The organism is Flavobacterium chungangensis, from assembly GCF_042654045.1.
GTDB lineage: Bacteria > Bacteroidota > Bacteroidia > Flavobacteriales > Flavobacteriaceae > Flavobacterium > Flavobacterium chungangensis.
Map to the genome: position 1 here is coordinate 381,179 of NZ_JBHSFY010000004.1, position 12,337 is coordinate 393,515.

The 12,337-nt window shown below is 33.0% G+C and carries 11 protein-coding genes and 1 tRNA gene; 4 read left to right on the forward strand and 8 right to left on the reverse strand.

The annotated features are described in order from the left end of the window. Positions 1-41: 41 nt before the first annotated feature. From ACFO3N_RS09050 to hisS, 6 genes are all read right to left on the reverse strand, one after another. Positions 42-1,358 (reverse strand): ABC transporter permease, encoded by a 1,317-nt coding sequence (locus ACFO3N_RS09050; RefSeq protein WP_379797039.1) that lies wholly within the window; start codon positions 1,356-1,358, stop codon positions 42-44. Positions 1,359-1,429: 71 nt separating this feature from the next. Then, the gene (locus ACFO3N_RS09055) at positions 1,430-2,374 is read right to left on the reverse strand and encodes an ABC transporter ATP-binding protein (protein ID WP_250837147.1); all 945 of its coding nucleotides are present in this window, start codon (positions 2,372-2,374) and stop codon (positions 1,430-1,432) included. Positions 2,375-2,534: 160 nt separating this feature from the next. Beyond that, positions 2,535-3,644 (reverse strand): molecular chaperone DnaJ, encoded by a 1,110-nt coding sequence (dnaJ, locus tag ACFO3N_RS09060; protein WP_095931836.1) that lies wholly within the window; start codon positions 3,642-3,644, stop codon positions 2,535-2,537. A gap of 69 nt (positions 3,645-3,713) precedes the next feature. Continuing rightward, on the reverse strand, positions 3,714-4,292 hold the full coding sequence (locus ACFO3N_RS09065) for a nucleotide exchange factor GrpE (RefSeq protein WP_379797042.1): 579 nt from the start codon (positions 4,290-4,292) through the stop codon (positions 3,714-3,716). Between the two features lie 495 nt (positions 4,293-4,787). Further along, positions 4,788-4,858 (reverse strand) — tRNA-Trp (locus tag ACFO3N_RS09070). A gap of 252 nt (positions 4,859-5,110) precedes the next feature. Further along, positions 5,111-6,541, reverse strand: coding sequence for a histidine--tRNA ligase (hisS, locus tag ACFO3N_RS09075; RefSeq protein ID WP_379797044.1), 1,431 nt, complete (start codon positions 6,539-6,541; stop codon positions 5,111-5,113). 238 nt (positions 6,542-6,779) lie between these two features. Here hisS and ACFO3N_RS09080 point away from each other — a divergent pair, with 238 nt between their 5' ends. Then, complete coding sequence (locus ACFO3N_RS09080) at positions 6,780-8,024, forward strand: ABC transporter permease (protein WP_379797046.1); 1,245 nt, start codon at positions 6,780-6,782, stop codon at positions 8,022-8,024. Positions 8,025-8,359: 335 nt separating this feature from the next. On the opposite strand, the gene prmC is transcribed toward ACFO3N_RS09080, so the two are convergent. Together prmC and ACFO3N_RS09090 are read right to left on the reverse strand one after the other, a co-directional pair. After that, positions 8,360-9,214: a peptide chain release factor N(5)-glutamine methyltransferase gene (gene prmC / locus ACFO3N_RS09085; RefSeq protein ID WP_379797048.1), complete on the reverse strand. Its 855-nt coding sequence runs from the start codon at positions 9,212-9,214 to the stop codon at positions 8,360-8,362. Positions 9,215-9,300: 86 nt separating this feature from the next. Next, positions 9,301-9,786, reverse strand: coding sequence for a GNAT family N-acetyltransferase (locus tag ACFO3N_RS09090; RefSeq protein WP_320492387.1), 486 nt, complete (start codon positions 9,784-9,786; stop codon positions 9,301-9,303). A gap of 130 nt (positions 9,787-9,916) precedes the next feature. Here ACFO3N_RS09090 and ribD point away from each other — a divergent pair, with 130 nt between their 5' ends. From ribD to ACFO3N_RS09105, 3 genes are all read left to right on the forward strand, one after another. After that, a complete protein-coding gene (gene ribD, locus ACFO3N_RS09095) occupies positions 9,917-10,963 on the forward strand; it encodes a bifunctional diaminohydroxyphosphoribosylaminopyrimidine deaminase/5-amino-6-(5-phosphoribosylamino)uracil reductase RibD (protein ID WP_379797050.1) in 1,047 nt (348 codons plus the stop codon). Continuing rightward, positions 10,956-11,558, forward strand: coding sequence for an HAD family hydrolase (locus ACFO3N_RS09100; RefSeq protein WP_379797052.1), 603 nt, complete (start codon positions 10,956-10,958; stop codon positions 11,556-11,558). The genes ribD and ACFO3N_RS09100 overlap by 8 nt, the downstream gene beginning before the upstream one ends. A gap of 130 nt (positions 11,559-11,688) precedes the next feature. Next, the gene (locus tag ACFO3N_RS09105; RefSeq protein WP_379797054.1) at positions 11,689-12,321 is read left to right on the forward strand and encodes an IMPACT family protein; all 633 of its coding nucleotides are present in this window, start codon (positions 11,689-11,691) and stop codon (positions 12,319-12,321) included. Positions 12,322-12,337: the final 16 nt, after the last annotated feature.

The window sequence follows — 12,337 nt, forward strand, 5'->3', positions numbered from 1 at the left end:
AATCTTAGCATCTCAGAAACTTAGAATCTTAGAATCTCAAGTTAATATTTTAGCCACTTATACAATTCCTTCCAAGTCGGTTTTTTGCCGTACATTAAAATACCTACACGGTAAATTTTGGCAGCGAACCATACCACAAGGAAAAATGTAGCAAACAATAATGATACCGAAATTGCGATTTGCCACCACGGCACGCCAAACGGAATACGCATTAGCATTACAATTGGCGAAGTTAACGGAATCATTGAAAAGATAACCGCAACACTTCCGTGCGGATCGTTTACTACTGTAAAAAATCCGATATAAACACTCAAAATAAGAGGCATTAAAATTGGGAGCAAAAATTGCTGAGAATCGGTTTGATTGTCAACTGCTGCTCCAATTGCTGCGTAAAATGAGCTATATAAAAAATATCCTCCGATAAAATAAATCACGAATCCGATTAGAATACTTGCAATTGGCAAATTCCATAATTCAGCAATATACATTTGCGCCGATCCAGCAAGTTCATGTTGCGCAGTTTGCATTAATTCTGGTGAAATTCTCGCTGTCGGACCAACATTCACGCCGAAAAATGCCGAAGCTGCAAACATTAATCCTAATCCAATTATGGCCCAAATCATAAATTGCAAAATTCCAGCCAATGACGTTCCGACAATTTTACCAATCATCAACTGAAATGGCTTTACCGAAGAAATAATGATTTCGATAATTCTGTTTGTTTTTTCTTCGATTACGCTTCGCATTACCATGTTTCCATAAATGATAATAAACATCATAATCAAATAACCAAATGCTCCTCCGATTCCGATTTTAATTTCATTTAAACCTTTCAGACTTTCTTCTCCAGAAGCTTTAACCAAATGAATATTTACATCTGACTGCGCTTTCTGGATGGCCAAAGTATCTAATTTTGCTTCTTCTAGATTTAGTTTTGTAATTTTATTTCCAATGATATCTTGAGTATTTTCAATAAAAGAAATGCTCGGACTATTATTAGAAATAAATTCAATTTTACTTTCTAAATCTTTTATATTTTTTGTTTTCGGAATAACGATTAATCCGTTGAAATTTTCTTTTGTAATGCTATCTTTTAAAGCCTTTACATCAATTTCAGATAAATTTAGATATTTAAATTCGGCTCCTTTTTTATTTTCTTTTAAAAAATCAGGTGCAAAAAGTCCGGTTTCGTCATGAATTGCAATTCTTTTTGTTTCTGCTTTCATCGAACTTAAATAGCCAATAAAAACAGCAATCGCCACAAATAAAAGCGGACTCAAAAATGTCATGACAACAAAAGATTTATTGCGGACTTTGGCAATAAATTCTCTTTTTATAATCAACGAGATGATACTCATAAATATTTTTAATTTTCAAATCTAAAATCCCAAATTCCAACTCTCGCAGTTCCAAACTTGGATTTTGGAATTTAATTATTGGAATTTAATTTTTTGTTTTCCGTTACCGTTTGGATAAAAATATCGTTTATGCTCGGAATTTTTTCTACGAAATGTGTTACTTGTCCACGTTGTGTTAAAATATTCAATAGTTCGTTTGGACTTGCATTTCCAATCTGAATATTTAATTTCAAATCATCATTTAAAGATTTAAAACTAGCAGGCGAAACCGTGAACTTTTGAGTGATATCGTACATCAAACCTTCAACATTATTCGTCAAAATTCCTACTTCAAAACTATTGGTTCTAAACTGACGTTTAACATCTGCCACTTTCCCTTCGATCAATTTATTTGATTTGTGAATTAATGCGATGTTTTCACAAAGCTCTTCTACACTTTCCATTCTGTGCGTCGAAAAAATAATAGTAGAACCTTGTTCTTTCAATGCCAAAATTTCATCTTTAATAACATTTGCATTTACAGGATCAAATCCAGAGAAAGGCTCATCTAAAATTAGCAATTTTGGTTTATGCAAAACACAAACCACAAACTGAATTTTCTGTGCCATTCCTTTAGAAAGTTCCTGAATTTTCTTGTTCCACCAACCTTGAATTCCTAATCGGTCAAACCAATAATCCAATTGTTTTTTGGCTTCAGCCTTAGAAAGTCCTTTCATTTGAGCCAGATACAAACATTGCTCTCCCACTTTCATCGAACTATACAAACCTCTTTCTTCTGGAAGGTATCCAATAGTTTGCACATGTTTGGGTTGCAATCTTTCTCCATCCAAAATTACTTCGCCACTATCTGGCAATGTAATTTGGTTTATGATTCTGATAAGGGAAGTTTTTCCGGCTCCATTGGGACCTAAAAGTCCATATATACTGCCTTTTGGCACATTTAATGAAACTTCGTTAAGTGCTACATAATCGCCGTATTTTTTTACGACTTTATGTACTTCAAGTAAGTTACTCATGCTATTTTTAAGGATTTACTGCGTCACTTTGCCTGTTACGGTTCAGCGACTGTAAAAGTAAATAATTTGAAGCGAAATTGTGGCATATTACGCAAAAAACCCATTCTAATTTATACTAGAATGGGTTTTTAATTTTTTATAACTTTAAAAGAAGTTCAGATTATGAGAACATATCTTTTACTTTTTCAAAAAACGATTTCTCTGATTTCTCTGGACTTGGAACAAAATGTTCGTCTGCCAAAGCATTTTCAAAGAATTGTTTTTGCTCTTTATTTAATGTTTTTGGAGTCCAAACGTTTACGTGAACCAATAAATCTCCACTTCCGTAACCATTTAAACTTGGAATTCCTTTTCCTTTCAATCTTAAGATTTTTCCAGACTGAATTCCTTCTTCCAATTTAATACGAACTTTTCCGTTGATTGCTTCAATATCTTTAGAAGCTCCCAAAACTGCTTCAGGAAAACTGATGTATAAATCGAAATGAATATTTTCTCCTTCACGTTTCAAGAATTCGTGCTCAACTTCTTCAATCGCTACAATTAAATCTCCTGGAATACTGTTTCCTGGAGCATCGTTACCTTTGTTAGCAACTTTTAACTGCATACCATCAACAACTCCTGCAGGAATTTTAATTGATACTGTTTCATCTTCTTGAACCATTCCTTGAGCATCTGCCTCAGAAGGTTTTTTATCTAAAATCTGACCAGAACCACCACAAGTAGGACAAGTAGATGCAGATTGCATTCTTCCTAAAATGGTATTGGTTACACGCATTACTTGCCCTTGACCATTACAAGTCGTACAAGTTTTATATGTTACGCCTTTTGCCTGAACTTTACGTTTTACTTTTACTTTTTTCTCCACTCCATTTGCAATTTCTTCTAAAGTTAATTTCACTTTAATTCGAAGATTGCTTCCTTTTGCACGACGAGGGCCACCGCCTCCGCCTCCGAAACCGCCAAATCCGCCACCAAAAATATCACCAAACTGGCTGAAAATGTCATCCATATTCATACCGCCGTGGCCACCGCCAAATCCGCCAGAGCCATCAAATGCTTGATGACCATATTGATCGTATTTCGCTTTTTTCTGTGGATCACTTAAAACTTCATAAGCTTCTGCCGCCAATTTGAAGTTTTCTTCTGCCTCTTTGTCGCCTGGGTTTTTATCAGGGTGGTATTTAAGCGCGCTTTTTCTATACGCTTTTTTAATTTCGGCAGCATCAGCATTTTTTGAAATGCCTAGTATTTCGTAAAAATCTTTTTTCATAATTAGGTTTAAATTCCAAATTCTAAAATTCCAAAATCCAAAATTGGAGTCAGAATTTTTATTTGCTTTTTAGTTTCCAACTACAACTTTAGGGTAACGAATAATTTTGTCTCCTAATTTGTATCCTTTTTCAATAACATCAACAATTTTCCCTTTTAATTTATCAGATGGCGCTGGAATTTGGGTAATTGCTTCAGCAATATCAGCATTGAAAGCATCTCCTGCTTGAATTTCAACTTGCTCTAAACCTTTAGAAACTAAAGTACTTTTAAGTTTTTCGTGAATCAACTCAACACCTTTTTTCAAATTCTCATCCTCAGACTTGTTGATCTCTACTGCCGCTCTGTCAAAATCATCTAAAACCGGAAGCATTGCCAATAAAACCTCTTGATTTGCTGTTTTAAATAAATCAAGACGCTCTTTTGAAGTTCTTTTTTTGTAATTTTCAAATTCAGCAAATAATCTCAAAAACTTATCTTTTTCGTGAGCCAAGTCTTTAGCTAATTGCTCCTCAACACTTAATTCTTCAACAATTAACTGTTCTCCGTTGGCATTGTTCTCTAACGTTACATCATCTAATTCCTGATCGAATTCTGTATTTTCCGTAGTCATATTACTTTTATTTTTAAAAATATTCTTAAACTTCATTTTTATTTCTTTCTGTTGGATTGCAAAAGTACTGCCAAATCTTATAAAATGTCAAATTGTCACTTTATTAATTATGAGACATTTAAAAAACGCATTTGCACAGAAAAAATTTATTATAATTTTAAGACTATTACGTTTTAGTTTATGTTATCTTTGAGACCAATAAATATAAATTATTACCACCAAAAATTGAATTTAAGGGTTGGCTTCGGCCTCTAAATAATTATTAATTCAAGTTTACCTTATATTAAAAAAAGCTTCGCCTATAGAGACGAAGCTTTTTTTTTATGCTTTCTTCATCTTTAATGTATTAATGACAATACCTGAGATCTAAAAAAATTACCGCAAAGAACGCTAAGTTTTTTCACTCTCAAACCTTATAAAAAAGACAAAAGTTCGCAAAGCTTTGTATTGATTTAGCTTTGCGAACTTTATTTTTTAAAGTATTCTTAGATAAAAAACTTAGCGTTCTTTGCGGTAAAAAACTTTTTTTTGCACGGGCGGAGGGATTCGAACCCCCATCAACGGTTTTGGAGACCGCTATTCTACCCTTGAACTACGCCCGTAACTTTAAGGTTGGCAAATTAAAAGTTTTTTTTCTTCTCTGGCAACTATTTTAGGCAGAGATTTTAAAAGAAAACCCTTTGAATCTGCGGAATACAAAGCAAAAACTTTTGTTCCAGACAGTTAGCCTTGCAAAGTATTTTTTAATATTTCACGCAGATTTAAAAAGATTTATGCAGATTAAAATAATTTTACTTTTTAAATCAAATTAAATCTGCTCTAATCTGCAGAATCTGCGTGAAACAAAAACTTAATTACGCCTGTAAAGCTTTCTTTAACCCGTCATAATCTACAGAAACCTGCTCTCCTGTCACTAAATTTTTAAGCGTATAAGAATTTGAAGTAATTTCTTGATCCCCAACCAATACTGCAAACGGAATTAAACGTTTGTCTGCATATTGAAATTGTTTTCCAACTTTTACACTATCAGGATACAATTCTACTTTTATATTTTCTTTTCTCAATTTCTGAATTGCCTGCGAAGCGTAAAGCGCTTCTTTATCTCCAAAATTCAAAAACAGTGCTTTTGAAGTAGCCGCAACAGTTTCTGGGAATAATTGCAATTCTTCTAAAACCAAATAAATTCTATCCAAACCAAAAGAGATTCCGACACCGCTCATGTTTTTTAAACCAAAAATACCCGTCAAATCGTCGTATCTTCCTCCACCTCCAATAGAACCCATGGCAACGGTTTTTGGAGCTGCAACTTCAAAAATAGCTCCAGTATAATAATTTAAACCACGAGCTAAAGTCACGTCTAAATCCAAAATTGCAGTAGAAAGTCCTAATTCAGCAACATTGTCACATATAAATTTAAGCTCTTCAACACCTTTCATACCTTCTTCAGAAGATGACAATAATTCTGAAAGTTGTGCAATTTTGTCTGCAAAAGTTCCAGAAAAACTAAAAAGTGGCTGTACTTTTACTAAAGCATTCTCAGAAATTCCTTTTTCAATCATTTCTTTCTTTACGCCATCTTCTCCAATTTTATCCAATTTATCAAGAGCAACTGTAAAGTCAATTAATTTATCTGAAGCGCCAATTACCTCAGCAATTCCAGATAAAATTTTTCTGTTATTGATTTTAATTGTAACACCTTCTAAACCTAAAGAAGTAAAAACAGTATCGTATAATTGAACTAATTCAACTTCCTGCCAAAGTGATTTTGAACCTACAACGTCGGCATCACATTGAAAGAATTCTCTAAAACGCCCTTTTTGTGGACGATCTGCTCTCCAAACTGGTTGGATTTGGTATCTTTTAAAAGGAAATTCAATTTCATTTTGGTGCTGTACCACATATCTTGCAAATGGCACAGTTAAGTCATAGCGCAATGCTTTCCCAGAAATTTTTCTAGTAAATTTATTTAACTCAATCCTTTGATCAATATTAATTATTTCTGCAGAATTATTTTGCAAGTCTTGTATAGATTCTGGCAATTCAATTTTTTCCTTTTTATCATAAAAAAAGTTTCCAGAATTTAAAATTTTAAAAATCAGACGGTCTCCTTCTTCTCCATATTTCCCCATTAAGGTATCTGAGTTTTCAAACGAAGGCGTTTCGATTGGCTGAAAACCAAATTTTTCAAAATTACTTTTTATCGTCTGAATAATATATTGACGTTTTGACACCTCTGCAGGCGAAAAATCTCTTGTTCCCTGTGGAATACTTGGTTTTGAAGCCATCTTTTTTATTTTAGATTGTTGATTTTAGATTTTAGATTGCTCCAATCTTTATCTAAAAATCTTATACTATTAATTTATTTCTATTTTTTTTTGATTGCTGGCGATTTAGACTTTCGACATTATAACTTTCCAACTTTCGACTTAATTTAAGTCTGCAAATATCTTACTTTTTAAAATAAATAATAACACTTCGAAAACAAACTTGTAACAAAAACCGTATTTTCGTGACAAATTGGTCATGATGCTAAAATTATTTAAAGAAAATATCCGAATTGCATTTGGTTCTATCAAAACACAATTACTGCGAACTATTCTTACCGTTTTAATTATTGCCATCGGTATTACCGCTTTGGTTGGAATCTTGACTGTAGTTTCTGCTTTAGAAAACACAATTTCCAACGATTTTGCTTCTATGGGAGCCAATACTTTTAACATCAATCAATACGAAAATAAAGTTCGAAACCGTGGCGGAAACGAACGCGAAGTCATCAATCCGATTATTTCCTATCCAGAAGCTGTTGCTTTCAAAAGCAAATACAAATATCCGTTTACAGAAACCTCTTTATCTTTTACCGCAACTACAACTGCTGAAGTAAAATACTTGAGCGAAAAAACAGATCCAGAAATTACAATTGTAGGCGTAGACGAACATTTTATTACCAATTCTGGACTAGAAACTAGTTTAGGAAGAAGTTTTAACCAATTTGATATTGAAAACAATACTTACTCCTGTATTGTTGGTTCTGATTTTGAAAAAGGGCTCTTGAAAGATGTTAATCCAATTGATAAAACCATCTCTATTCGAGGTGCACGATTTAAAGTAATTGGAGTTTTAAAAGAGAAAGGTTCTACGTTTGGCAACAGCCAGGATTTAAGAGTTCTAATTCCAATTCAAGTTGCGAGATCTTTATTTACTGCACCAAATATCAATTATACCATTAGTGTAATGGTTTCTAAAAAAGAAGTTTTAGACGAAGCCATAGACAATGCTACAAGTACCATGCGAAGAGTTCGTAAATTAAGTCCAGTTCGCGACAATAATTTTGGCATAGTTCGAAGTGATGATTTGATTAATCGCATTCTAAGCATTACTCAATATCTAGGATTGGCAGCGTGGACTATTTCTGTAATCACCATTTTAGGATCGTCTATTGCTTTAATGAATATTATGATTGTTTCGGTAACAGAACGTACACGCGAAATTGGCGTTCGTAAAGCGTTAGGGGCAAAAAGATCAACAGTTGCTTTTCAGTTTTTTATTGAAACTTTATTAATCGGACAAATTGGTGGTTTAGTTGGAATCTTTCTTGGAATTCTTCTTGGTTTCGGGATAGCCACAGCTATGAGTTTTTCTTTTGTGATTCCGTGGATGGCTATTTTTGCCGCTTTTGCAACCAGTTTCTGCGTGGCAATAGTTTCTGGTTTGTATCCTGCTATTAAAGCATCAAAATTAGATCCTATTGAAGCGTTGCGTTACGAATAGTTTTTTAGTATTCAGTGTTCAGATTTTTAGTAATCAGTGAAGCAAACTTTAAGCACAGCTAATAATGAACACAAAAAAACAGTTTAGTATTCAGTGTTCAGTTCTTTAGTAATCAGTGAAGCAAACTGTAAGTGTAACTAACATTGAACACTAAAAAAACAGTTAGTGTTCAGTGTTCAGATTTTTAGTAATCAGTGACACAAACTGCAAGCATAGCTAATACTGAACACTAAAAAAAACAGTTTAGTATTCAGTGTTCAGATTTTTAGTAATCAGTGAAGCAAACTGTAAGCACAGCTAATACTGAACACTAAAAAAACTGAACACTGACCACTTTAAACACTTCCTTTAATCATCCGCTCATTATCATAAATATCTTTTCGAAGCTCTACACTTTTAAAATCCATACCTTCTAATAAATCGGTCATTTCTTTTCCAAGATATTGATTGATTTCGAAATATAACTTTCCTTTTTCTAGAAGGGCTTTTTTTGCCAGTAAGGCAATTTTTCTATAAAAAATCAAAGCATCGTGATCTTCAACAAAAAGAGCTAAATGCGGTTCGTAGTCCAAAACATTTTTTTTGATTTCTGCTTTTTCTAAATTTCGGACATACGGCGGATTGGAAACAATAATATCAAATTGACATCTCAACTCCTCTTCCTTTAAGATATCCTGCATAACAAAAGTTACATCTACATTATTTCTAACTGCATTTCTTTTCGCAGTTTCAATTGCTTTTTTTGAAACATCTATAGCAACAACCTCGGCATTTGGAAGGTTTTTAGCCAAAGAAATAGCAATACAGCCACTTCCTGTTCCAATATCCAGTATTTTTATTTTCTTAGATTTCTCTGGACTTGCATTTTCATTAATAATCCATTCTACCAATTCCTCAGTTTCTGGTCTCGGAATTAAAACATTCTCATTAACCTCAAAGTCCAAACCATAAAAATGTGTTTTTCCTAATAGATATTGAATAGGTACTTCTTTCTTTAAATGTTGCAAGATTTCATCCCATATCACAAAATCATTCTCATCAAATACCAACTCATGATTTAAAGCTAAATCAATCTGGCGAAGTTGGTGCTTATCTTCTAAAATCAAATAAAAAAAACTCTCAGCTTCGTACGCATCGTAAAAAGGAGATAATTCTTTAATAAACTGAGTACGATATTGTTTAATTTTCATTTTTATTTTTTGGGCATTTACATCAGTCCAAAACTGATATTTTATCTTTCAATAAGTCTTGCTACTTCAAATTTGTTACATTAAAATCACAATACTTTCAGCATCCATACCGGACAAGAATTGTGCCCAGTACATCCCATTGGAGCATCTAAATACTCAAAACCGGATTTTTTATAAAGCTTCTGCGCGGCATGCATAAATGGCATCGTTTCAATATAACATTTTTTGAAACCAAAAGCTCTTGCTTGTTCCAAACATTTATCCATCATTTGGGTTCCAATCCCCAATCCTCTTGTTTTTGGAAGGAAATACATTTTCTGCAATTCACAAATTTCAGGATCACCATTTTCTAAAGGCGCAATTCCAGCACAGCCTACAATTTCTCCATCATTTTCAACAACAAAATAGGCCGATTTCGTTTTACTGTATTCCTCAAACATCAAATCCAAATAAGGATCTTCATATGCTGTTCCTACTTTTGGAATTTCCATTTCATCAAAAACAGATCTTATCAAACTTGCAACTGCTTGATTGTCTTCTTTTTTAATTGTCCTTATAAACCAATTTACCATTTTTTTATTCTAAATCATTATAAACACAAAGATAAATATACTTTTTTGATACCATTATAACTATCTGGATTGTTTCACAACTTAATCTTTTCGAGTTAGCAATAATCTTAAAATTAACTACTTTTGCACTGTGAATATACATGAAAAATACATAAAACGCTGCATCGAACTGGCACAAAATGGACTTGGGACAACGTATCCGAATCCTATGGTTGGTAGTGTGATTGTTTATGAAGATAAGATTATTGGCGAAGGTTGGCATAAAAAAGCAGGCGAACCTCATGCAGAGGTAAATGCAGTTAAATCTGTAAAAGACAAATCGCTGTTGAAAAAAGCTACAATTTATGTAAGCTTAGAACCCTGCAGTCATTTTGGAAAAACACCTCCTTGCTGTGATTTGATTATTGCAAATGAAATTCCGAATGTTGTGGTAGGTACAGTTGATCCTAACGAAAAAGTGGCCGGAAGGGGTATTTTAAAATTAATCGAAGCGGGAGCGAATGTTACTGTTGGAGTTTTAGAAGAGGAATGCAACGAACTGAATAAACGCTTTTTTACTTTCCATCAAAAAAAGAGACCGTATATTATTTTAAAATGGGCAGAAAGTCAGGACGGATTTTTAGCTCCAGAAAAAGAAATCGACCAGGCACGCAAGCCAATTTGGATTACGAACCAATATTCAAGACAATTGGTTCACAAATGGCGAACTGAAGAACAGGCAATTTTGGTTGGAACACAAACTGTTGTTGATGACAATCCGAAATTAAATGCTCGAGATTGGAACGGTAACAATCCCGTTCGAGTGGTTATTGATCAAAATAATAGAATTGATGAAAACAGTTTTATTTTTGATGATTCTGTAAAAACTTTTATTTTTTCTAAAGATTCAAAACCATCAAAAGAAAACACTCAATTTGAAGTAATTGATTTTGATAAAAATATTCTCCCTCAGATTTTGGATGTTTTATTTCAAAATCAAATTCAATCTATAATAATTGAAGGCGGAAGACGAACACTCCAATCATTTATTGATGAAAACCTTTGGGATGAAGCTCGATTTTTTGTTGGAAAAACAAGTTTTCTAAACGGAACAAAAGCTCCAATTATTACAAGAAAAAACACCACAAAGACCAACATATTAAGTGACGAACTAATACAAATTAGAAATCATGATTAATGCGATAATTTTTGACTTTGGAGATATTTTTATCAATTTAGATAAACCTGCCACCATTTCTGGTTTGCAAAAACTAGGAATGAAAGAATGGAATAATGAATTGAATCAATTAAATCTTTCTTTTGAAGTTGGTGCTATTTCACCAGAAGATTTTATTGGCGGTTTTCAAAAACAACTGCCAAATGCTTCTAAAGAAGACATTTTGAGAGCATGGAATGCAGTTTTGGCAGATTTCCCTTTTTATCGTTTAGAGTTTCTCCAGGAGTTATCAAAAAAATACAGCTTGTTTTTGTTGAGCAATACCGATTCTATTCACATTAATACATTTGAAGAAAAGAGCGGTGTTTCTTTTTACAAAGATTTTTATGCTTGTTTCGAAAAAGTCTATTTTTCGTTTGATATAGGAATGAGAAAACCAGATCCGAAAATCTATCAATTTGTATTGGACCAAAATAATCTAGTTGCAGAAAACACTTTGTTTGTTGATGATAAAACAGAAAACACTGACAGCGCTGCAGCTTTGGGAATTAAAGTCTGGAATCTTCAAGTTGGAAAAGAAGATGTTGTAGATTTATTCGACAAAGGATTATTATAAACATTTATTTTTCATAAAATATTTTGCCACAGATTAAAAAGATTCCAACAGATTTTCTTAAAAAAACAAAAAAGAAATCTTTTTAAATCCTTTTAATCTGTGGCAAAAAAACATTTTTAAAGCATAACAATTGGAAATTAACGATACTTATCAAACTATTGCTGTTGCATCTGAAGAAATACTGTTTAAAGAAAAAGGCAGTAAATTCTTTGGCTACGCTTTTCCGATAGATCATGAAGACGAAGTAAAACCAATTATCGAAGATCTTAAAAAACAACATCCCCATGCCGTGCATTATTGCTACGCTTATCAAATTGGTGTTGGAAATAAAATCTCGTATCGTGCCAACGACGATGGAGAACCAAGCAATACAGCTGGAGCTCCAATCTACGGCCAAATACAATCTTTTGGCTTAACCAACGTTCTAGTTGTAGTCGTTCGTATTTTTGGCGGAGTAAAATTAGGCGTTGGCGGATTGATTTCTGCCTATCGAACAACGGCACAACAGACTTTGGAAGTTTGTGAAATCGTTGAAAAGACAATTGATGTTGAATTTTTAATTTCTTTTGATTACAAAAACATGAATAAAGTAATGCGTGTTATCAAAGAAAAGAAATTAGAAATCGTATCTCAAGAAATGGAAATGGATGAAATTTCGGGATTGCCAATTGGCAAAATTGTGACAAAAACACGAAAAAAAAATGCCGAAACGGTGTTCAGCATTTTTGATTTAATGTTCGAAATCGATATTAAATTAGTATAATTTAACAGCAAAATCC

Coding starts and splice junctions, on each gene's coding strand:
- ACFO3N_RS09050 (WP_379797039.1), bottom strand. CDS start 1,358: ATGAGTATCATCTCGTTGATTATAAAAAGAGAATTTATTGCCAAAGTC.
- ACFO3N_RS09055 (WP_250837147.1), bottom strand. CDS start 2,374: ATGAGTAACTTACTTGAAGTACATAAAGTCGTAAAAAAATACGGCGAT.
- dnaJ (WP_095931836.1), bottom strand. CDS start 3,644: ATGAAAAAAGATTTTTACGAAATACTAGGCATTTCAAAAAATGCTGAT.
- ACFO3N_RS09065 (WP_379797042.1), bottom strand. CDS start 4,292: ATGAAGTTTAAGAATATTTTTAAAAATAAAAGTAATATGACTACGGAA.
- hisS (WP_379797044.1), bottom strand. CDS start 6,541: ATGGCTTCAAAACCAAGTATTCCACAGGGAACAAGAGATTTTTCGCCT.
- ACFO3N_RS09080 (WP_379797046.1), top strand. CDS start 6,780: ATGATGCTAAAATTATTTAAAGAAAATATCCGAATTGCATTTGGTTCT.
- prmC (WP_379797048.1), bottom strand. CDS start 9,214: ATGAAAATTAAACAATATCGTACTCAGTTTATTAAAGAATTATCTCCT.
- ACFO3N_RS09090 (WP_320492387.1), bottom strand. CDS start 9,786: ATGGTAAATTGGTTTATAAGGACAATTAAAAAAGAAGACAATCAAGCA.
- ACFO3N_RS09100 (WP_379797052.1), top strand. CDS start 10,956: ATGATTAATGCGATAATTTTTGACTTTGGAGATATTTTTATCAATTTA.